The sequence below is a fragment of the Mycobacterium sp. NGS34 genome (assembly GCF_059812845.1).
In genome coordinates this window covers 339811-361716 of record NZ_JCALDM010000002.1, presented here as the reverse complement: position 1 = coordinate 361716, position 21906 = coordinate 339811, and the positions used below count along the sequence as shown (strand labels likewise).

At 68.6% G+C, this 21906-nt stretch carries 17 protein-coding genes; 6 read left to right on the top strand and 11 right to left on the bottom strand.

The genetic code is table 11. From position 1 onward, the window contains the following. Nucleotides 1-31: 31 nt before the first annotated feature. Genes AC5Y7V_RS06665 through glmS form a run of 5 tightly spaced genes read right to left on the bottom strand, consistent with a single transcriptional unit; the run spans nt 32 to nt 8843 of the window. Nucleotides 32-3415 (bottom strand): pyruvate carboxylase, encoded by a 3384-nt coding sequence (locus tag AC5Y7V_RS06665; RefSeq protein WP_499879242.1) that lies wholly within the window; start codon nt 3413-3415, stop codon nt 32-34. Between the two features lie 38 nt (nt 3416-3453). After that, nucleotides 3454-5298 carry an alpha/beta hydrolase family protein gene (locus tag AC5Y7V_RS06660; protein WP_499879241.1) on the bottom strand — a complete coding sequence of 615 codons (1845 nt, stop codon included), beginning with the start codon at nt 5296-5298 and terminating at the stop codon, nt 3454-3456. A 3-nt stretch (nt 5299-5301) separates the two neighbouring features. After that, nucleotides 5302-6009, bottom strand: a complete 708-nt coding sequence (locus AC5Y7V_RS06655; protein ID WP_499879240.1) for a rhomboid-like protein — start codon at nt 6007-6009, stop codon at nt 5302-5304. Nucleotides 6010-6037: 28 nt separating this feature from the next. Then, nucleotides 6038-6925 (bottom strand): DUF4436 domain-containing protein, encoded by an 888-nt coding sequence (locus AC5Y7V_RS06650; RefSeq protein WP_499879239.1) that lies wholly within the window; start codon nt 6923-6925, stop codon nt 6038-6040. Nucleotides 6926-6968: 43 nt separating this feature from the next. Then, nucleotides 6969-8843 (bottom strand): glutamine--fructose-6-phosphate transaminase (isomerizing), encoded by a 1875-nt coding sequence (gene glmS, locus AC5Y7V_RS06645; RefSeq protein WP_499879238.1) that lies wholly within the window; start codon nt 8841-8843, stop codon nt 6969-6971. 541 nt (nt 8844-9384) lie between these two features. Here glmS and AC5Y7V_RS06640 point away from each other — a divergent pair. From AC5Y7V_RS06640 to AC5Y7V_RS06625, 4 genes are read left to right on the top strand one after another with little or no spacing between them, the layout of a single operon-like run. Beyond that, entirely contained in the window at nt 9385-9588 is a 204-nt protein-coding gene (locus tag AC5Y7V_RS06640; protein WP_499879237.1) for an Rv1535 family protein, read from the top strand. A 25-nt stretch (nt 9589-9613) separates the two neighbouring features. Beyond that, nucleotides 9614-10453 (top strand): dienelactone hydrolase family protein, encoded by an 840-nt coding sequence (locus AC5Y7V_RS06635; RefSeq protein ID WP_499879236.1) that lies wholly within the window; start codon nt 9614-9616, stop codon nt 10451-10453. Nucleotides 10454-10461: 8 nt separating this feature from the next. Next, the gene (locus AC5Y7V_RS06630; protein WP_499879235.1) at nt 10462-11037 is read left to right on the top strand and encodes a hypothetical protein; all 576 of its coding nucleotides are present in this window, start codon (nt 10462-10464) and stop codon (nt 11035-11037) included. Further along, complete coding sequence (locus AC5Y7V_RS06625) at nt 11037-12080, top strand: LLM class F420-dependent oxidoreductase (RefSeq protein WP_499879234.1); 1044 nt, start codon at nt 11037-11039, stop codon at nt 12078-12080. The genes AC5Y7V_RS06630 and AC5Y7V_RS06625 overlap by 1 nt, the downstream gene beginning before the upstream one ends. Nucleotides 12081-12084: 4 nt before the next feature. Here the strand turns inward: AC5Y7V_RS06625 and AC5Y7V_RS06620 are convergent, their stop codons facing one another. From AC5Y7V_RS06620 to rplM, 5 genes are all read right to left on the bottom strand, one after another. Continuing rightward, nucleotides 12085-13332 carry a hypothetical protein gene (locus AC5Y7V_RS06620; RefSeq protein ID WP_499879233.1) on the bottom strand — a complete coding sequence of 416 codons (1248 nt, stop codon included), beginning with the start codon at nt 13330-13332 and terminating at the stop codon, nt 12085-12087. Between the two features lie 2 nt (nt 13333-13334). Then, entirely contained in the window at nt 13335-13622 is a 288-nt protein-coding gene (locus AC5Y7V_RS06615) for a hypothetical protein (protein ID WP_499879232.1), read from the bottom strand. 47 nt (nt 13623-13669) lie between these two features. Further along, nucleotides 13670-15007 carry a phosphoglucosamine mutase gene (gene glmM / locus AC5Y7V_RS06610; RefSeq protein ID WP_499879231.1) on the bottom strand — a complete coding sequence of 446 codons (1338 nt, stop codon included), beginning with the start codon at nt 15005-15007 and terminating at the stop codon, nt 13670-13672. A gap of 126 nt (nt 15008-15133) precedes the next feature. Continuing rightward, on the bottom strand, nt 15134-15640 hold the full coding sequence (gene rpsI, locus AC5Y7V_RS06605) for a 30S ribosomal protein S9 (protein ID WP_499879230.1): 507 nt from the start codon (nt 15638-15640) through the stop codon (nt 15134-15136). After that, complete coding sequence (gene rplM / locus AC5Y7V_RS06600) at nt 15637-16080, bottom strand: 50S ribosomal protein L13 (RefSeq protein ID WP_066933818.1); 444 nt, start codon at nt 16078-16080, stop codon at nt 15637-15639. Before rplM ends, rpsI begins: the two co-directional genes overlap by 4 nt. Nucleotides 16081-16350: 270 nt before the next feature. Here rplM and AC5Y7V_RS06595 point away from each other — a divergent pair, with 270 nt between their 5' ends. Next, nucleotides 16351-19521 carry an ATP-binding protein gene (locus tag AC5Y7V_RS06595; protein ID WP_499879229.1) on the top strand — a complete coding sequence of 1057 codons (3171 nt, stop codon included), beginning with the start codon at nt 16351-16353 and terminating at the stop codon, nt 19519-19521. 1 nt (nt 19522) lies between these two features. Here AC5Y7V_RS06595 and AC5Y7V_RS06590 read toward each other — a convergent pair whose 3' ends face one another. Continuing rightward, nucleotides 19523-20470 (bottom strand): DUF7064 domain-containing protein, encoded by a 948-nt coding sequence (locus AC5Y7V_RS06590; protein WP_499879228.1) that lies wholly within the window; start codon nt 20468-20470, stop codon nt 19523-19525. A 280-nt stretch (nt 20471-20750) separates the two neighbouring features. Between AC5Y7V_RS06590 and AC5Y7V_RS06585 the strand changes: the two genes are divergently transcribed. Continuing rightward, nucleotides 20751-21881: an oxygenase MpaB family protein gene (locus tag AC5Y7V_RS06585; protein WP_499879227.1), complete on the top strand. Its 1131-nt coding sequence runs from the start codon at nt 20751-20753 to the stop codon at nt 21879-21881. Nucleotides 21882-21906 lie beyond the last annotated feature (25 nt).

Here is a 21906-nt window from a genome sequence, read left to right as displayed (position 1 = left end):
CCTGGGGATGCCGTCGGGCCGGGCCTGCCCGTTAGCTGATCACCACCAACAGGTCGCCACCCTCGACTTGTGCGGTCTGAGACACCGCTATCCGTGCGACCTTCCCAGCCTTGGGCGTAGTCACGGCCGCCTCCATCTTCATTGCCTCGATCGTCGCAATCGTCTGTCCCGCAGCGACTTCCTCATTGGTGGCCACGGTCACGGTGACGACCCCGGCGAATGGGGCCGCGACGTGATCCGGGTTGTTACGGTCGGCCTTCTCGGCGTTCGGCACGTCGGCGGCGATGCTGCGGTCGCGCACCACGACGGGACGCAACTGCCCGTTGAGGATGCACATCACTGTCCGCATGCCGCGTTCGTCGGCATCGGAGATCGCCTCGAGACCGATGAGCAACTCCACGCCGCGCTCCAGCTCGACGCGGTGTTCGTCGCCCTGCCGCAGTCCATAGAAGAACTGGTTGGCGCTCATTCGGGAGGTATCGCCGTATTGCTCACGGTGGTCCTCGAATTCTTTGGTCGGTCCCGGGAACAGCAGCCGATTCAGCGTTGCCTGGCGCTCGATGCCCCTTGCGGCCAAAGCCTTTTCATCCTGAGCCGACAGCTGTTGCTCCGGCTTCGCCGGACCGCGCCCGTGCAATGCCTTCGAGCGGAAAGGCTCGGGCCAACCGCCCGGCGGGTCACCAAGTTCCCCGCGCAGGAAGCCGATGACGGACTCCGGGATGTCATAACGCGCCGGGTCATCGGCGAAATCCTGCGCGCTGACGCCGGCTCCGACGAGAGCCAGCGCCAAGTCCCCGACCACCTTGCTCGACGGGGTCACCTTTACCAGATGCCCGAGGATGGCGTCGGCCCCGGCGTAGGCGTCTTCGATCTCCTCGAAACGGTCACCGAAACCCAGCGCGATCGCCTGCTGACGCAGGTTGGACAATTGCCCACCCGGGATTTCATGGCGGTACACCCGCCCCGTCGGGGCCGGCAGCCCGGATTCGAATGGCGCATACACCTTGCGCAACGCCTCCCAGTACGGCTCCAGATCGCACACGGAGGTCAGGGACAGACCGGTGTCGTATTCGGTGTGTGCCGCGGCGGCCACGATGGAGGACAGTGCTGGCTGGCTGGTGGTCCCGGCCAGCGGCGCCGCTGCGCCGTCGACGGCATCGGCTCCGGCGTGCCAGGCCGCCGCATAGGTCGCCAATTGCCCACCGGGAGTGTCGTGCGTATGTACGTGCACCGGCAGGTCGAACCGACTCCTGAGCGCGGACACCAGCGTGGTCGCTGCGGGAGCGCGCAAAAGCCCGGCCATGTCCTTGATTGCCAGCACGTGTGCGCCCGCCGTGACGATCTGTTCGGCCAGCTTCAGGTAATAGTCCAGGGTGTAAAGCTTTTCGGCCGGATCGCTGAGATCGCCGGTGTAGGACATCGCCACTTCGGCCACGGCGGTGCCGGTTTCGCGAACCGCGTCGATCGCCGGGCGCATCGAGTCGACGTTGTTCAGCGCGTCGAAGATCCGAAAGATGTCGATGCCGGTCGCAGTCGCCTCTTCGACGAATGCCGTCGTGACGGTCTCGGGATAGGGCGTGTAGCCAACGGTGTTGCGCCCGCGCAGCAGCATTTGCAGGCAGATGTTGGGCATCGCTTCACGCAGCGCCGCCAGCCGCTCCCATGGGTCCTCCTTCAAAAAGCGAAGCGCGACGTCGTAAGTCGCCCCGCCCCAGCATTCGACCGACAGCAGCTGGGGCATCATCCGGGCGATGTATGGCGCCACCATGACCAGTCCGCTGGTGCGCACCCGAGTAGCCAGTAGGGACTGGTGCGCGTCGCGGAACGTGGTATCCGTGACCCGGACGCCTTGCGCTTGGCGCAGCCACCCGGCGAATCGCTCCGGCCCAAGTTCGATCAGGCGCTGCTTGGATCCTGCTGGCGGATCCGTCGAGAGGTCGATGTCAGGGAGCTTGTCGTTCGGATACATAGCCGAGGGGCGTTCACCGTGCGGCTTGTTGACCGTCACGTCGGCCAGGTACGTGAGGATCTTGGTGCCGCGGTCCGCCGAACTGCGGGCCGTCAGCAGCTGTGGACGCTGCTCGATGAAGGCCGTCGTGATACGGCCGGCCTGGAAATCCGCGTCATCCAGAACCGATTGCAGAAAGGGAATGTTCGTCGACACGCCGCGGATGCGGAATTCCGCGACCGCACGCCGCGCACGCCGCACGGCCGTGGCGAAATCCCGGCCCCGACAGGTCAGTTTGATCAGCATCGAGTCGAAGTGCGCACTGATCTCCGCCCCCAGCGTTGTTCCGCCATCCAGCCGAATCCCCGCCCCGCCCGGGGTGCGATAGGCGGTGATCCGGCCGGTGTCCGGACGGAATCCGTTGGCCGGATCCTCGGTGGTGATGCGGCACTGCAGCGCCGCACCGTGCGGGACGAGCGAATCCTGGCTCAGACCAATCTGTTCCAGGGTCTCCCCCGCGGCGACCCGCAGCTGGGCGGACACCAGGTCGACGTCGGTGATCTCTTCGGTGACGGTGTGCTCGACCTGGATACGCGGGTTCATCTCGATGAACACGTGGTTGCCGCGCTCGTCTATCAAAAACTCGACCGTGCCCGCACATGTGTAGCAGATACTTTGCGCGAACTTCACCGCGTCCGCGCAGATCCGTTCCCGCAGTTCGGGATCCAGGTTTGGCGCCGGTGCGATCTCGATGACCTTCTGATGCCGTCGTTGAACGCTGCAATCCCGCTCGTAGAGGTGCATCACGTTGCCCTTGGTGTCGGCCAGAATCTGCACCTCGATGTGCCGCGGGTTGAGCACGGCCTGCTCGAGGAACACCGAGGCGTCGCCGAAGGCGGACTCGGCCTCGCGGCTGGCCGCCTCGATCGCCTCGGGGAGCGCCGCCGGGTCGGTGACCCGGCGCATCCCGCGGCCGCCTCCGCCGGCCACCGCCTTGACGAACAGCGGGAAGGCCATGGACTCGGCGGCCGACACCAGCTCGTCCACCGATGTCGAAGGTGCCGAGGAGGCCAGCACAGGAAGACCCGACGCCCGCGCCGCCGCAATCGCCCGCGACTTGTTGCCCGTGAGCTCGAGCACCTCAGCACTCGGGCCGACGAACGTGATGCCCGCCGCCGCGCACGCCGTCGCCAAGTCTGGATTCTCCGAAAGAAATCCATACCCGGGGTAGATCGCGTCCGCACCGCACGCCAGGGCGGTGGCGACGATGTCGTCAACCGACAAATAGGCGCGCACCGGATGCCCCTCCTCGCCGATCTGGTACGACTCGTCGGCTTTCAGCCGGTGCACGGAGTTGCGGTCTTCGTACGGATAGATCGCGACGGTGGCAATTTCCAGTTCGTAGGCCGCGCGGAACGCGCGGATAGCGATCTCTCCCCGGTTAGCGACCAGTACTTTCGTGAACACGTTCTTCACCATAGAGCGAAGGCCGGGGCCGTTGAGCCTTACCGGGCGAACGCCTCGGTCAGCCATTCGGTCATCGCCTCGGCCAGCGCGTCGTGGTTCTCGCGCTTGACGATCTCGTGGCCGTCGTCGGCGAACAACAGGTAGCGCACCTGCCGGCCCGCGCGCCGCAACGCGTCGACGATCTGTTCCGATTCGCTGACCGGTACGTTGGTGTCGTGGGCGCCGTGCACCACCAGCAGCGGCGCGGCCAGGGCGTCGACCCGGCGCAGCGGCGAGAGCCGCTCGAGCAGCGCCCGGTCGTTGACCGGGTGGCCGTACTCCGGGTAGGCGGCCTCGGCGATCCATGGCTCGGTGTTGCGGTAGAACGTGGTCAGATCGCTCATGCCGCAGATGGTGACGCCCGCGGCGAACAGGTCCGGGTGAAACGTCAGGGCCGCCATCGTCAGGTAGCCGCCGTAGGACCAGCCCGCGCAGGCGATGCGGCCCGGGTCGGCCACCTCGTTGTCCACCAGGAAGCGCACGCAGTCGGCGACGTCGTCGATGGCCGCGAACCGCTTGCCCTTGTTGTCGGCGTGCACGAAGGTGCGGCCCAGCCCGCCGGAACCGCGCACGTTCGGCGCCAGCACGCTGATCCCGGCGTTGAGCAGGTCGGGGAAGATTTCGCTGTAGTCGGGCCGGGCCTGGCCCTCCGGGCCGCCGTGCAGATAAACCACGGCGCCCGAGGTGTTTTCGGTCGCCCGGTACAGCCAGGACGGAAGCTTCAGCCCGTCGCGCGCGGTGATCGTCTCCAGCGACGGCCGGGCGGAGAAACCCGCGGCGATCGGGCCGCGGCTGGGTTCGGCGTCGATGAGTTGCCATGCCCGCGTGCGGGTGTCGACCAGCTCGACGGTGCGCGGCATCGCCGGGCCCTGCACGGTCATCGCCACAATCGAGCCGCCGGCGCTGATGGTCAGCTCACCGGCGACCTCGCCCGGCAGCGGGATCGGTTCGGTCAGCGAGTAGTCGGTGTAGTGGAGAATCTGTAACTCGCTGCGGCCCTGCAGGTTCCACAGCAACGCGACGGTGGACATGTCGTCGCTGACGACGAACTCGTCGAGATCGCAGTCGGGGCGCTCGGCCACCACGAAGTAGCTCACCCCGTCCAGCGTGGCGATGACCTCCACCAGCCGCGCGTGCTCGCAGCCGTTGTCGCTGACGAGCAACGCCCGGAAGTACCCGTCGCCACCGACGCCCGGCCGGTACAGCCTGGTCAGCTCCCCGGCCGGGCCGTAGCGGAGGCGGCGCGGGTGGTGGTCGTCGAGGATGGCGCCCTTGGCCGTCACCGAGCCGGGATCCGAAGGCAACAACGCGATTTCGGTGTCCCCGTGCAGCATGACCATTTCCTGGTAACCACGCGGCCCGACCCGGATCAGCGCCGCACCGGCCCACGCGTCGACCAGGCGGGCGCCGGAGCGGCGGTCTATCACAGCGCAATCGCCGTCGGCGGGATCGATCAGGCAGGACTGCCCGACCCCGTCCTCGCCCGTCAGGATCGCCGCCACCCGGGTGCCGTCCCACCCGATCAACTCGGCGGTCCCGGCCTCCTCGGCGTCGATGCGCCAGGCCATCCGGTCGTCGGGATCGGTGGTGACTACCCAGATCTGCCGGCGGGTGAAGCCCTCCGGGGCCACCTCGCAGGCCAGCCAGTGACCGTCCGCCGAGTGGATTACCCGCGAGACCGGGCCCTCGACCGGAAGTTCGACGTTGCGCGACGAGCTGGCCCGGTGGCCGCGCAGGAAGCGCTGCACCGCATGGGGATAGCCGCCGTCGTCGACGAGATGGGCGAACGCGGTTGCGTCGGGGGACAGCGACGCGCCGTAGAGCGCACGGACCCGCTGCCCCATCGCCTACCCCTCGCGCGTTCCGATTCGCCGGAAAGCCGCCCGGATTCTCGCGGGATTCAACGGCGGGCGCTTGCGTTCGCGCGCCATCGGATAGAAGCAGAGCCCGATCAAAAGCGCGGCGAAATGACCGATCGCGGTGAAGTTCACCCCGTGGCGGGTCATGGTGAGCAACGGGAAGCCGAAGATGACGAGCAGCACCCCGAGATAGCCCCAGCGCCAGGGCCGCACGATGTGATAGGTCAGCACCGCCATCACGCCGACCAGGAAATAGCTGACCCCGATGTCGCGGGCGTGCACCAGCCGTTCCGGCGCCTCGTGCTCCTCGATCGCGAAGTACAGGATGCCCTCGCTGATATAGGTGGCCAGGATGTGAGAGGTCAACCCGATTGTGAGCCAACGCAACTGGCCCAGCCAGTGCTCGGCGGGCGCGAGGAACAGGCTGAACAGCAGCAGGTACGGCTCCAGGTTCTTGCCGTCGATCCACAGCAGGCTGGAGAACAGCACGTCGAGCGGATCGGTGCCGAGCGCGTGAATGTTGGTGGAGCGGTGCAGCAGCACGGAGTGCAGTTGTCGGCCGGGCAATTCGTTCTGGATGATCGTGGTGATCGCCAGCACCAGCAGCCAGGTGTAGGTCAGCGGCGCGGTGACGACGAAACGCCACACCGCGAGCCAGATTCGCCGCAGCCGGGTTCCCACCGATGCGTTCGCCACAAGTTCAACTGTTGCATGCCCGGCGCTGCTACGCGACGGTGGCCGGCTCGGGTTTGAGGTGTCGCCACCAGCAGTAGATGTAGAGCAGCATCGCGTTCACCAATGCGACGATCACCCACAGGGTGACGGTCACGTCGATCCACGACCCGATGGGCGGCGAGTCGGGCAGGGCGTTGCGCAGCGGCATCAGCGCGAAGAGCATCGCGGCATACCAGGTCGTCATCGGCGGCTGGAATTTTCGCCGGTCGCGCGCCGTCTGCACGGCCACGAAGAGGCCTATCCCGGCGAGGGCGATCAGCATGGCGACGAGGACGGCGGCGAAGGCCACCGTGCTCGGCGACCGCGCCAGCTCCACCCGGTAGGGCGCGGGCACATCCGCCTTGCCGCCGACCGGTACGTCGACGTGCCAACCCGGCAGGCGGTCGACGAACGTCACCGACGCCCGTTGCGGCACCGGGGATGCGCCGTGCAGCAGGTCGACCGTGACCGGGCCCGAGTGGTAGTGGTCGAACGGGTAGTCCGACGGATCTCCCGTGATCGTCAGCGGGACCTGAATCACGCCCGGCACCATGCCCTTCGACCAGGTGCGCCGGGTGGGCGTCACCGCCGAGTGGACCGCGACGGTGAGATCGTCCCGCAGGCCGCCCGTCACGGGATCCAGGAGGTCGGGCCCGGGCGCGACGGTGACGTTGCCGTTCAGCCCGCCCTTCACCGACTGAAGCTCTTGGAGATCGATTGTCACGGTGGTGCCGTCGGGCCCCGGCTTGCCGTCGGTGACCTGGCGCGGGCAGCCGCACCCAGACCTGGTGTAAAGCCCGACCGTGATGGCATAGGCCGCGACGAAGAGGACCACCAGGCCGACGATCAGCACCCTTCCGAAGCGTCTGCCCCCCGCCGAGGGACCATCAGCCGACAACGCGCCTCCCGCTCATCCGGTTGAATTGACCGCCCGGAGAAGACTATTCGACGGTGACGGACTTCGCCAGGTTGCGCGGCTTGTCGACGTCGTAGCCGCGGGCCTGCGCGACCGACGCGGCGAACACCTGCAGCGGGATGGTCGACAAGAGCGGCTGCAGAAGGGTTGACACCGAGGGGATTTCGATCAGGTGATCGGCGTAGGGGCGCACGGTGTCGTCGCCCTCCTCGGAGATCACGATGGTCACCGCGCCGCGGGTCTGGATCTCGCGGATGTTGGAGAGCAGCTTGGCGTGCAGCGTGGCCTGCCCCTTGGGCGAGGGCATCACGACGATGACCGGCAGGCCGTCCTCGATCAGTGCGATCGGGCCGTGTTTGAGCTCGCCCGCGGCGAACCCCTCGGCGTGCATGTAGGCCAGTTCCTTGAGCTTCAGCGCGCCCTCCAGCGCCACGGGATAGCCGACGTGGCGCCCCAGGAACAGCACCGTCGACGACTGCGCGAACCGATGGGCCAGCGCGGCGACCGGCTCGATCGTCGCGAGCACCCGGGCCACCAGGTCGGGCATCGCCTCCAGCTCGCGGTACTCTCGCTCGACCTCGTCGGGGTATTTGGTGCCGCGGGCCTGCGCGAGCGCCAGGCCGACGAGGTAGTTCGCGGCGATCTGCGCCAGGAAGGTCTTGGTCGAGGCCACGCCGATCTCCGGGCCGGCGCGGGTGTAGAGCACCGCGTCGCACTCGCGCGGGATCTGCGAGCCGTTGGTGTTGCAGATCGCCAGCACCTTGGCCTTCTGGTCCTTGGCGTGCCGGACCGCCTCCAGGGTGTCGGCGGTCTCCCCGGATTGCGAGATCGCGACGACCAGGGTGCTGCGGTCCAGCACCGGGTCGCGGTAGCGGAATTCGCTGGCCAGCTCGACCTCGACCGGCAGCCGGGTCCAGTGCTCGATCGCGTACTTGGCGAGCAGCCCCGAGTGGTACGCGGTGCCGCAGGCGACCACGAAGACCTTGTCGATCTCGCGCAGTTCCTGATCGGACAGGCGCTGCTCGTCGAGGACGATCCGGCCGTCGACGAAGTGCCCGAGCAGGGTGTCGGCGACCGCGACGGGCTGCTCGGCGATCTCCTTGAGCATGAAGTAGGGGTAGCCGCCCTTTTCGGCCGCGGCCAGGTCCCAGTCGATGTGAAACTCGCGGTACGCCCCGGGTTCCAGGTCCAGGTTTCCGTCGAAGTCGGTGACGCGGTAGCCGTCCGCGGTGATCACCACGGCCTGGTCCTGCCCGAGTTCGACGGCATTGCGGGTGTGCTCGATGAACGCCGCCACGTCGGAGCCGACGAACATCTCGCCTTCGCCGATCCCGAGCACCAGCGGGGTCGAGCGGCGGGCGGCGACGATGGTGCCGGGCTCGTCGGCGTTGGCGAACACCAGGGTGAAGTGGCCCTCGAGCCGGCGCAGCACCGCCAGCACCGACGCGGGGAAGTCGCCCGCGGTGTCGCCGTGGTGGTAGGCCTGGGCCACCAGGTGCACCGCCACCTCGGTGTCGGTGTCGCTGGCGAACTCCACGCCGGCGGCCTCCAGCTCGTGCCGCAGCGCCGGGAAGTTCTCGATGATGCCGTTGTGGACGACGGCGATCTTGCCCGCGGCGTCGCGGTGCGGGTGGGCGTTGCGGTCGGTGGGGCGGCCGTGGGTGGCCCAGCGCGTGTGGCCCAGCCCGGTGGTGCCGGCTTTGGACGCCGGAGCCATCTCCGCGACCGCCTCTTCCAGGTTGGCCAGTCGCCCGGCGCGCCGCCGGACGGTGAGTTTGCCCTGGCCGTCAACCAGCGCGATCCCCGATGAGTCGTAGCCGCGGTACTCCATCCGGCGCAGCGCGTCCATGACGACTTCGCAGGCCGGGCGGTGCCCGACGTAGCCGACAATTCCGCACATCCTGAACAGGGTAGTGCAGCGACCGCGCCGGAACCGCCCGCACGGGTCCGACCTGCGGATATCGTCCGCCGGCCGCGCCAAGAAATCGTTGAGAATCCCTCCAGGCGCGGGCCGGAGGCTGTAGCCATCGACACCGGCACGGAAGGACCGCAGCGATGCATTCATACCGCCTTCATCAGCGATCGGCGTTTATTTCACCCGATGTATTCGTGTCGTTCCCGTCGGCGTCCTTTCCCCAGCAACCACTCGCTTTACACTGCGAAATATCGGGTAACAGCTGGCAACAACCCGAGGCCAGCGGAAAGAATAACGGGGGTGGCGCTCGACCTGTACCGGCGAATCTACCTGTAGGCCAAGGGTTGAACGCGAAGGGTTACCGCCGAAAATCCGGCAGGTAAACATTAAAAGTGACTATTCAATACCAGCTAATGCCAACGGTTCAACTTTTCGTAAACCTTACGCAAATGAATATCTAGCAAAGATTAACAACGGAAAACCGGGAATCGGTGAACGACCCGTAAAGAGCTTTCAGGAGGGAATCATGACCGCTGTTCTGTTCGACGAACTGGTGACCGCGCCCGTCGCGCCACGGCCGACCTTAGCGCCCGCGCCCAAGCGGACCCCCCGCCCGCCGGTCGCCGGCGGCGACCCGATGGTAGACGCGGCCTCGCGTTTGCTGAGCATCCCGCTGCGCCACCTGTACGCGGCGCTGTGGCGGGTGGGTGTTATCGAGGTCACGGCCTAGCGGCGCCATGCGCTAACGTCGACGGGTGGCCCGCACACGCAAGCTCGTCGCCGCCCTCAGCCGCCGTGGACCGCACCGGGTTTTGCGCGGCGACCTGGCCTTCGCCGGTTTGCCGGGGGTGGTCTATACGCCCGAGGCGGGGCTCAACCTGCCCGGCATCGCGTTCGGCCACGACTGGCTCGCCGGCGCGGCCCGCTATTCGGGCCTGCTGGAGCACCTCGCGTCCTGGGGCATCGTGGCCGGCGCCCCGGATTCCCAGCGGGGGCTGGCGCCCTCGGTGCTGAACTTCGCGTTCGACCTGGGTACCGCCCTCGACATCGTGTCGGGCGTGCGCCTGGGGCCGGGCAACATCAGCGTGCATCCCGCCAAGCTCGGCGTGGTGGGCCACGGCTTCGGCGCCGCGGCCGCCGTGTTCGCCGCGGCGGGGATGCCCGACAAGCCCGCGGCCATCGCGGCGCTCTTCCCTTCGGTCACCAGTCCCCCGGCCGAGCAGCCCGCCGCGGGGCTGAAGGTCCCGGGCCTGATCCTGACCGCGCCGGGAGACCCGAAATCGCTGAACTCCAACGCGCTGGCGCTGGACGCCGCCTGGGACGCGGCCACGCTGCGCATCGTCGCCAAGGCCGAGCCCGGCGGGCTGGTCGAGGGCCGGCGACTGACGAAGGTGGTCGGCCTGCCCGGCCCGCACCGACGCACCCAGCGATCGGTCCGGGCCCTGCTGACCGGCTACCTGCTCTACGCGCTCGGCGGGGACAAGAAGTATCGCGACTTCGCCGATCCGCACGCGAAGCTGCCGCGGACGGTTCCGCTGGACCCCGAGGCCGAGCCGGTCGCCCTCGAGGAGAAGGTCGTCGCGCTGCTGAAGTAGCCCGCCCGATGAGAACGATGCGCTGCGAGCTGATTCCGGTTCCCTCTCCCCTGGACGAGGTGCCGATACCGCCGACCCTGACCCTCGACCTCGGGGTCGAGGGTGCGATCGGGGTCGTCGATTCCGCCACCAACAGGATCATTGCCTCGGCGGGGCTCGCCCAGATCGACGCGGCACCGGCGAAATACGCGCGCATGGTGCCCGATGACCCCGAAGGTCCCCCGAAGAAGGAGTACACACAGCCGCTGCTACTGCTGCAGGTGCCCGGTATAGAGAAATTGAGGATCGGCACCGCCCCCATGCGCGATTCGGTGTGGAGCGGCAAGCAATTCCGATACGCCTGGCGCGGTAGCGTGCGTCGTTCGTCGATACAGGGCCCCACCCACGTGGTCACCGAGGCCGAGTGGCTCAATCTTGTTGGGCACCTTGGCCTGGGCGCGTTCGTCGTCGACGAGTACGCCTCCGGGAGGCTCGACCGCCGGGAACGATTCGCGAAGGTGTACGGGCTCGCGTTGCTGGCGTTGTTCCTCGCCGCGGTTGTGGCGCTGGTGGTGTGGCTCGTCGCGCGTGGTATCTCTCATTAATGCGAATCGGGATCGCTCTGGATTACTCGGGCGGCTTTCACGAGGCCGTCGACCGCGTCGTCGAACTCGAAAAGGCCGGCATCGAGGTAGCGGTGGTGGCCGAGGCGTACGCCTTCGACGCCGTCAGCCAGCTCGGGTATCTGGCCGCCAAGACCGACACCGTCGAGCTGGCGTCGGGCGTGCTGCCCATCTACATCCGCACGCCGACGCTGCTGGCGATGACCGCCGCCGGCCTGGATTTCGTGTCCGACGGGCGATTTCGCCTCGGCATCGGCACCTCGGGGCCGCAGGTGATGGAGGGCTTCCACGGCGTCGAGTTCGATGCCCCGCTGGGCCGCACCCGCGAGATCGTGGAGATCTGCCGGCAGGTGTGGCGCCGCGAGCGGCTGCAATACGCCGGCAAGCACTACCAGATCCCGTTGCCCGCCGACCGCGGGACCGGGCTGGGCAAGGCGCTGCAGCTGATCAATCACCCGGTGCGCGAACGAATTCCGATCTCCATCGCGGCGCTGGGCCCGAAGAACGTCGAGCTCACCGCCGAGATCGCCGAGGGCTGGCAGCCGGTCTTCTACCTTCCGGACAAGGCCCACCTGGTGTGGGGCGAGGCGCTGGCCGCCGGCGCCGCCAAACGCGACCCGGCGCTGGGGCCGCTCGACGTCATGGTGCACGCCGGTCTGGCCATCGGCGATGACGTCGAAGACCGGCTGGCCTGGAGCAAGCCGCAGCTTGCCCTCTACCTCGGCGGGATGGGCGCCAAGGGCCGCAACTTCTACCACAGCCTGGCCACGCGCTACGGGTTCGGCGAGGTCGCCGACCGCATCCAGGAGCTCTACCTGTCGGGCCGCAAACGCGAGGCCACCGCCTTGGTGCCCGACGAATTGGTGCGCGGGATGTCGCTCGTCGGCCCCCGCGGATACGTCGCCGAACGCCTGGCCGCCTTCGCCGAGTCCGGCGTGACGACGCTGTTGGTCAACCCGCTCGCGGCCGACCCCGGCGAGGCGATGCGCTTCGTCGAGGACGTGCTGCGGATGCGGCCCGCCTGAGCGATCACTGCCCCGCCTGCGGAAGTTGGTCCGCGGCGATCTCGCACGGCGTCGCTCCGTCGTTAGACGGTGACGCCGGCGGCGCGGCGACCGGCGCGGGTGCGGCTGCGGGTGCGGGTGACGCATCCGGCGGCGCCGGCTCGTCAACCGGCTGAGCCCCGGCCGCCGGCTCGGCGACCTCGGAATCCCGCTCCTGGGCAACGTCTTTCGCCTCATCGGGCTCACCGTGACGGTCCGCCGCGGCGTCGTCGGGGTGGAACGGATCCCCCTCGTCGTCGGTTGCGTCGCCGAAGCCGTTGTCGATGCCCGACTGGTCGCCCGCCGGGCCCAGCAGCGAGCCCATCGCGCCGACGATCCGATCGGCCAGCGCGCCGAGTCCACCCAGGCCGCCGCCCACATCACCGCCCGCGGGCATGGCCGACGCCGAGCCCAGGTCGGGCAGCGGCGGCGCGGCGGTCGACATCGCCGGCGCCGCAACGGGATCCGCCGGCGGCCCGGCAATCGCGGCGGGCGCGACTACCGCGGCCGGCGGGCTGGCCGCGCGGGGCTGGTAGGCGGGCCCGAAGTCGCCGGGCACCTCGAAGCGCGCCGCCGGCGCGGCGGCCATCCGGTCGATCACCATGGCGTAGGACGTGTCCACGCCCTCGGCCGTCGAACGCATCGTCGTCAACCAATCGTCGCGAATCTCGTTGTCCACGTATGGGATTACCTCCCGGCGCACCACCTCCTCGGCGCCGGCCCGCTCCCCCGTCCCGGTCGTGACCGCGGCCGCAGCGGCCAACCACGCCGGACGCTGGGCCCGCGTGCCCTCGTCGATGGCGGTGGCCGTCGCGACCTTCGAATCGACCAAATACCAAAGGTTGTCGCGCAGCGACTCGCACCGCTGGGCCGCCGCGCGGACCTCGGTGGCCACCGCGCTCGCGGCGTCGCAATGACGCTCCAGGAACCGCACCGCGGAGTCCCCGGCCGGCCCCAGCCACGCCGCGGCCAGCTGGGCGAGCTGCGCGCGCTGCATCGCGAGCGCCTCCATGACCGCCGCGCCCGCGGCCCGCAACTCCGCGCAATCACGGTCGAGCGCGCGAAGATCCAGGCCCTCTTCGCCGTCGTACCAGTCGCGGATCTGGGACGGATGGGCCGTCAGACCGGGATGCTGGTAGCCGAGCGCGTGGCAGGCCCGCACGTAGCTCTCGGTGCGCTCGACGGCGGAGCGGCCCTCGGCAAGGCGCCCGGCGACGTCCAACCGGTCGGCCACGGTCAGGCGATCCGCGCCGCGGCGTACAACTCGGCGTCGGCGTAGTTCCCGGCGCCGGCCCGCAGCGCCGCGGCCGTCGCCGCCGCCGCGCGCGACCACTGCGTCACCTCGGCCGTCAGCCGCTCCAGTTGCCGGCGCAGGGCGTCACCGCGCGCGGTGTGGTCCCGGCCGGCGACGGCACCGCCGAAAGTCAACCGCGCCAAGTGATCTGCCACCGCGCTGTCGAGGAGGTCGGCCGCAGCGCCCATCTGATCGGCGACCCTGAGCACCGCCGAGTTGTCGAATCTCATGCCTAATCCGACGGCGGATGCCGCGCCGGGGTTCCCGCGCTAGTCGATCAGCGCGCGTCGCCCACCGCCTCGGCGACCCGGGTGGCGACCCGCTGCGCGAGGCTCTCTTCGGGCGCCTCCACCATGACCCGGATCATCGGCTCGGTTCCGGAGGGGCGCAACAGGATTCGTCCGGTGTCGCCCAGCTCGGCCTCGGCCTGTTCGAGCGCGCTGCGCACCGAGGGGGCCGCGGCGGCGGTGGCCTTGTCGGCGACCTTGACGTTGATCAGGACCTGCGGCAGCGCCCGCATCGCCGAGGCGAGGTCGGCCAGCGATGCGCCGGTCTGCACCATGCGGTTCATCAGTCGCAGCCCGGTGACGATGCCGTCGCCGGTGGAGCCCGCCGCGGGCATCACGATGTGGCCGGACTGCTCGCCGCCCAGGCTGTAGTCGCCGGCCCGCAGCTCCTCCAGGACATAGCGGTCACCGACGCCGGTCGTGCGCACGGCGATGCCCGCCGAGCGCATGGCCAGGTGCAGTCCGAGGTTGCTCATCACGGTGGTCACCAGCGTGTCGGAGGCCAGCTCGCCCGCGTCCCGCATGGCCAGCGCCAGCACCACCATGATGTGGTCGCCGTCGACGAGCTCGCCGTTGGCGTCGACGGCCAGGCACCGGTCGGCGTCCCCGTCGTGCGCCAGGCCCAGGTCGGCGCGGTGGTCGACGACGGCCGCCTTCACCGCGTCCAGGTGCGTCGAACCGCAGCCGTCGTTGATGTTGAGCCCGTTGGGGTCGGCGTTGATGGCGATCACCCGCGCCCCGGCCGCGCGGTAGGCGCGGGGGGCCACCGACGACGCCGCGCCGTGGGCGCAGTCGACCACCACGGTCAGACCGTCCAGGCGCAGCGTGCTCGCCTTGGACAGGTGGCGCAGGTAGCGGTCGGCGGCATCCTCGGCGTCGACGACCCGGCCGATCCCGGCGCCGACCGGGCGCAGCCCCGGTCCCGCTGCGACGAGCTCCTCGATCTGGTCCTCGGTGGCGTCGTCCAGCTTGTGGCCGCCGGGTCCGAAGATCTTGATGCCGTTGTCGGGCATCGGGTTGTGCGACGCGGAGATCATCACCCCGAAGTCGGCGTCGTAGGCGCCGGTCAGGTAGGCCACCGCCGGGGTGGGAAGCACCCCGACCCGAAGCGCGTCGACGCCCTGGCTGGTCAGCCCGGCGATCACCGCGGCCTCCAGCATCTCGCCGCTGGCCCTGGGATCGCGGCCGATCACGGCCACCCGCCGGCCCGGTGCGCCCGAACTCGCCAGGTGCCGGGCCGCCGCGGCGCCCAGGGCCAACGCCAGCTCGGCGGTCAACTCGCGATTGGCGACCCCGCGCACACCGTCGGTGCCGAATAGTCGACCCATGCGCTAAAACCTCTCACAGTTGACGCTCAGACACCTAACGTGCCCGTTCTTTTCTGACCGAAACCACGCGCGAACGCGCGCAGACACGCCGCAAGACGCGGTTTTGCGGCCAGAAAGTGACGTTGATCAGCGCTTGCTGTACTGCGGCGCCTTGCGCGCCTTCTTCAGCCCGTACTTCTTGCGCTCGGTGGCGCGCGGGTCACGGGTGAGGAAGCCGGCCTTCTTCAGCGCGGGCCGGTCCTCGGGCGAGGCCAGGATCAGCGCCCGGGCGATGCCCAGGCGCAGCGCGCCGGCCTGACCCGACGGGCCGCCGCCGTGCAGCAGCGCGAAGACGTCGAAGCTCTCCACCCGGTCGACGGTGACCAGCGGGGCCTTGATGAGCTGCTGGTGCACCTTGTTGGGGAAGTAGTCCTCGAGGCTGCGGCCGTTGAGGTCGAACTTGCCGGTGCCGGGCACGATGCGTACCCGCACCACGGCCTCCTTGCGGCGGCCGACGGTCTGGATGGGCCGCTCGAACACGAACGACTCGGCGGGACGGGGGGCCGGAGCCTCGGCGGGGGTCTCCGGTGCCTCGGGGGTCTCCGGGGTCGCCTGAGCTTCCGGGCTCTCTACGGCCTCGGTTGTCTCGGTCACTGGGCCACCTGCTTGATCTCGTACGGAACCGGCTGCTGAGCGGTGTGGGGATGCTCGGGACCTGCGTAGACGCGCAGCTTGCGCTGGATCTGCCGGCTGAGCTTGTTCTTGGGGAGCATGCCGACGATGGCCTTCTCCACGACGCGGGTCGGGTGCTTTTCCAGCAGCTCGCCGGTCGTGCGGCTGTGCAGCCCGCCGGGATACCCCGAGTGGCGGTAAGCCAGCTTGCTCTGCAGCTTGTCGCCGGACAGGGCGACCTTTTCGGCGTTGATGACGATGACGAAGTCACCGCCGTCGACATTGGGCGCGAACGTCGGCTTGTGCTTGCCGCGCAGCAGGTTGGCCGCCGCGACGGCAAGGCGGCCAAGCACCACGTCCGTGGCGTCGATGACGTACCACGACCGCGTGGTGTCACCCGCCTTTGGCGCGTAGGTGGGCACAGCGCTTACCACTCTTTCTTTGCGAGCCCCTCTTCCGAGGCTGTGGATCCCGGGTCGAGCCGGGTGCCAGTCAGGCGTTCGGTGGGGTTTGATCTCGGCGACCGACATTGACCCGAGGCCCCGGCGTACCGCACGCCAACGGAGCAGCTTACCGATCGTCATCCCCGCAGGTCAAAATCGCCGAGACTGGTGGGAAAGGTGCCCTTGTGACCTCTGCAACTTATCCTTAGGTCACCCAGCAATCGGGCGGGCCGGATTGGCGGAGGTCGGATGACGGCCGGAGCAGCATGTCGGACGTGTGGCACGGAGCCCTTCAAGGACGCCCGGTTCTGCCACAGCTGCGGCTCGGCGGTCCAAGACGGCGACGCCCACGCGGAATACAAGCAGGTCACGGTGCTATTCGCCGACGTGGTGGGCTCGATGGAGATCGCCGCCGCGGTCGGTGCGGAACGGCTGCTGCAGATCATGGCCGACCTCGCCGACCGTTGCGCCGCGGTCGTCGAGCGGTACGGCGGGACGGTGGACAAGTTCACCGGCGACGGCATCATGGCCGTGTTCGGCGCGCCGGTCGCGTTGGAGGACCACGCCATCCGGGCTTGCCTTGCGGCGCTTGGGATCCAGGAGGAAACCGCCCGGCTGGCCGCCGAGGTCGACCATCGCGACGGCATCGAACTGCGGTTGCGCGTCGGTCTCAACTCCGGTGAGGTGATCGCCGGCGAAATCGGCTCGGGACCGTTCGGCTACACCGCGATCGGCGAGCAGGTCGGCCTGGCCCAGCGCATGGAGTCGGCCGCCCCGCCGGGCGCGGTGATGCTCAGCGTGTCGACCGCGCGACTCGTCGAGGGGTCCGCGGCTCTGGGCGAATCCGAGCTGGTTCAGATCAAGGGTGTCGACGCGCCGGTGCCCGCGCATCGGCTGCTGGGCGCGGGCGACGGGCATCGCGCTCCGAGGCGTGCCGAGTCGAATCTGGTCGGCCGGCGATGGGAGATGTCCGCAATCGAGGGCTTGCTGGAGCGCGCCATCGGCGTCCACGGCACCGTGGTCGGCGTGGTCGGGTTACCGGGCATCGGCAAGAGCCGCCTGGTGCGAGAGGTCACCGCGATGGCCGAAGCCCGGGGCGTCGACGTGTTCAGCGCCTTCTGCGAATCCCATGCCAGCGACGTCCCCTTCTATCTGGTGGCGCGGATGCTGCGTGCGAGCTTCCGGGTGGCCGATCTGGAAGCCCCGGACGCCCGCGCGGAGCTGCGGTCCCGGGTGCCCGACGCCGAGCCGGACGACATGTTGCTCCTCGACGACTTGTTGGGCATCGCCGATCCCGACGTTGCGCTGCCGACCATCGACCCGGACGCGCGGCGGCGGCGGTTGACCGCGCTGATCAATGCCGCGTCGCTGGCCCGCCAATCGCCGGCGGTCTACGTCATCGAGGACGTGCACTGGGTCGACCAGGTGAGCGGCTCGATGCTGGCCGAATTCGTGACGGTGGCCCCGCAGACACCCACGCTGGTGCTGCTCACCTACCGCCCCGAGTATCGGGGTCCGTTGAGCAAGGTGACCGGCGCGCAGACGATCGCCCTTGCGCCGCTGAGTGATTCGGAAGCCGCGACGCTGGCCGGCGAGCTGCTCGGAGGAGACCCCTCGGTCGGCGGCCTGGCCGCCATGATCGCCGAGCGCGCCGCCGGCAATCCGTTTTACATCGAGGAGATGGTGCGCGAGCTGGCCGAGCGCGACGTGCTGCGCGGTGACCGTGGCGCCTACGTGACGGAGGCGGCGGTCACCGAAGTCCGCGTGCCCGTCACGCTGCAGGCGACCATTGCCGCGCGCATCGACCGGCTGGACTGGGCGGCCAAGCGCACGCTGAGCGCCGCGGCCGTGATCGGGTCTCAGTTCAGCCGAGACCTGCTGCAAACGTTGGGCATTGAACCGAGCCTGGACGACCTGTTGGCGGGGGAGCTCATCGACCAGATCAAGTTCACCGGAGAGCCCGAGTATGTGTTCCACCATCCGCTGATCCGCACCGTGGCCTACGAATCGCAACTCAAGTCGGATCGCGCCGAGCTGCACCGGCGTGTCGCCGCCGCAATCGAATCCGGGGACCAGGCCGACCAGAACGCGGCGCTGATCGCCGAGCACCTGGAGGCCGCCGGCGATCCGCACGGCGCATTCAGCTGGCACATGCGTTCGGCGACGTGGGCCACCAACCGCGACATCAACGCCGCCCGATTGAGTTGGGAGCGCGCCCAGACGATCGCCGACCGGCTACCCGCGGAGGACCCCAACCGGGCAACCATGCGCATCGCCCCGCGCACCATGTTGTGCGCGATCGCCTGGCGAATCCACGCCCGGGGGGTGTCCGACCGCTTCACCGAATTGCGCGAGCTGTGTGCCGCCGTCGGGGACAAGGTGTCGCTGGCCATGGGGATGGCGGGGCTGGTGATGGAGCACGCGCATCAGGCCCGGGCGCGCGAGGCCTCGCAGCTGGCGTCGGAGGCCTGGACCCTCGCCGAGGCGCTCGGCGATCCGACCCTGACGGTGGGGCTGTCCATTTCGCTGATCTTCGCCAAGATGGAGAACAACAACTGGGCCGACGTGCTGCGGTGGTCAGAGACGGTCATCGACCTGGCCGAGGGCGACCCGTCCAAAGGAAACTTCATCATCGGGTCCCCGCTACCGGTCGCCCTTACGGCGCGGGCCATCGCCCGGTATTGCCTGGGTCTACCCGGATGGCAGGACGACCAGCAGCAGGGCCTCGCCATGGCCCGCAAGGCCGACCCGATGTCGTACGCGTTGGTGGTCGCCTACATCTACAACCCGGGGATACCGCTGGGCGTCCTGGCGGCCGACGATCGGGCGGTGAGCGAAACCGAAGACGCCGTGCGGATCGTCGAACGATCCGGTGACGACGTCGCGCTGGCCTTCGCCCAGATGGCGCCGGGCGTCGCGCTGGTGCACCGCCCGACAGCGCCCGACCGTGAGCGCGGCGAGAAGATCCTGGCGGAACTGGGCGACGTGTTCCGGCGCCAGGGACACAACCTGGGCGAATTGCCGATCGTCGACGTGTACGTGGCGCGGGAGAGGACCCGGGGTGGCGATCGCGACGACGCCGTAACGCTCGTGCGCGCCGCCGTCAACGATCTGTTCCGCGAGGGGCAGCAGCCGTGCGGGGCTTGGGCGTTTCCCGCGACGGGTGTTCTGGTGGAGACGCTGCTGGAGCGCGGGACCGACGCCGACGTCGCCGAAGCGGAGGCGGCCATCGAGCGGTTGGCGGCTACGCCGACCGACGGTGTGGCCATGCGCGACATCTGGCTGTTGCGACTGAAAGCCCTTGTGGCGCAAGCCCGCGGCGACGCCACCGCGTACGCGGACTTGAAGAATCGCTACGGCGAGATGGCGAGAACGCTACAGTTTGCCGGGCACATCGCCTGGGCGGAGGCGATGCCCTAGATCAGGGCATGACCATCCTTGCCGCGGGCCCCATCCGCGGCAGCACCCGCAGCGAGCCCAGGACGCCGGCGTGCCAGGCGTGCTCGGTGATGCCGAGTCCGGTGAAAGCGCGGCCATCGACGACCGTTTCGAAGCGCGTCGCCGACTCCTGGATCACCAAACCCCTTTTCCACAAGCAGGATTGGGCGATGACGCGGCCGCGAATCTCGAGCCGCAAACCGCTGACGTCGGTGACCACCATCCGCGAGGCGCAGGGAACCTGATGACCGGCCCACTCGTGGTCAACGGTCAACTGCGCGACCGCGTGGCACGCGCCGTCGTGGAAGACGTAGCCCGTCGGGTAGGCCCGCCCACCCTCGAACAGGTGGGTGCAGTTCATGGTGAAGTCGGGACTTAGCAGCACCGTGTTCCAGTCCCAGCGCTCGATGCGGCCCCACCGGCGGATCCCCCACGACTTGTCGCGCTGACCGAGGCCGTCGATCGGGTAGGAAGTGCCGTTCATTTTCACGCGGCCCGTGACCCACCCGGACTGCTCCATGTGGGTGTCGGCGATGCCCGACGGCAGGTACGCGCCAGGCGGCGCCTCGACGTGATAGTCGAACGGCGCGTGCAGCGTCGTCCAGGTCAGGTCCACCTCGTGGCGGCCCTGAAGCAATAGCCGCCACTTCGACATCGGTTCGATCATTTGAAATTCCAGATCCCCGACCTTCAGGTGGCCGGGGTCCGGGGTGCCGGCATAGCGGGCGTGCAGCTTGGCGTAGCCGCCCTCGACGCGCCCGTCGCGCATCGTGTACAGGATCGCGTCGGCGGTGTGATTGCTGGGCCGATATCCGATGCGGGCCAATCCCACCGCGTCCGACTCGGCGTCGAACCAACTGAAAAAGAAGCTTTCCTGCCAATCCGGGTGCGGCCCGGCCTCGTGCAGGAATTCGTCATTGACGTCGACCATCGTGTCCATCCTCGCGAATCGGGGGCAAATAACACGCATGCAAATCGGTGGCGACAAGAATCTAGAAAGATTACGTGAAAACTATGCACATAACCGCGTTACGTTCTCGGCGCTGATCAGTAACGTCTTGGTGCGGCGCACCGCCTTTGGCCGGGCATCGCATCGCTTTTCTAACAATTCTCACGGCAGATTGGGCCTTCGCCAACAGCGCCAAATCTGCAATGCTGTGCGAATGGCGGCAAATGGAAGCTCGAGATGGACAAAGGGGCACCTCGATGACATGCGAAAGGTGGGTGATACACGGGCCGACGACGTGGTTGAGAAAGTGTTCAAACGGGACGTTAACGAGGTCAATCGGATCATGCGAACGCTCGTCCGCAACGACCAGCCGGTGCCGAAGGATCTGCCCAAAGAGCTCCGGGGCTACCTGACCACTTCGCTATCCCTGCCCGAGTGGGCCGACATGGACAAGATCCAACTGGGGCAGCAGGTGTTCGAGAAGAACGGCCTGCTCATCACGCTGTGCCTGTTCTGCGCGTCGCTCCCGTCGGCGTATGCGGACGCCGACGCCGTCCAGGTGCTGTACCTGACCGCCCAGCTCGACACGGACGCACGCCGGCGGGTCATGGAGACCGGCCAGTTCCTGATCGACGCGTGCACCACCGGCGGCCTCGATCCAAATGGCAAGGGCCTGCGCGCAATCCAGCACGTCCGCCTGATGCATGCCGCGGTGCGTTACCTGATCAAGGACCGCGCCGGTAAGCACCCCGGCATGTGGAATCCCGCTTGGGGCGTGCCGATCAACCAGGAGGACATGGCCGCGACCATCCTCTCGTTCTGGTATGTCGTCAAAGACCCGATGCGTCGCCTTGGTGTGCCCTTGTCCAGCAAGGAAATCGATGCCTACCTCCACCTGTGGACCGTCATCGGCCACCTGATGGGCGTTCTCGACAACATGCTTCCGGATGACCCCACCGACGCCGACGCGCTGCTCGACGCCATCAAGCGACGGCGCTTCGCGGCGTCGCCCGAGGGGCAGCACATGACCCGCGCGCTTCTCGCGCTACTCGACCAACTCACGCCCACCCAGACGTTCGATAAGACGATCCCGCCGCTGATCCGCCACCTGATCGGCGACAAGACCGCCGACCTGCTGCTCGTACCGCCTTTGCATCACCGCCGCGAACTCGAACAGCTCGCGCGCATCGCCGACTGGTTCTCCACGAACGTCCTGACTCTGATCGGCCGCGCCACGCCGCGCTACCACTTCGTCTCGGACATAGCTGCGGATTTCGGGCGCGAACTGTTGCAGAGTGCGTTCGACTTCGAGCGGGGTGGGGTGCGCGCGTCGTTCGACATGCCCGATCACCTCGCTCGCGACTGGAAGATTTCGAAGCCTTCCCGCCCGTAAGCCTGTGTGGTCCCGGCGGCTCTCC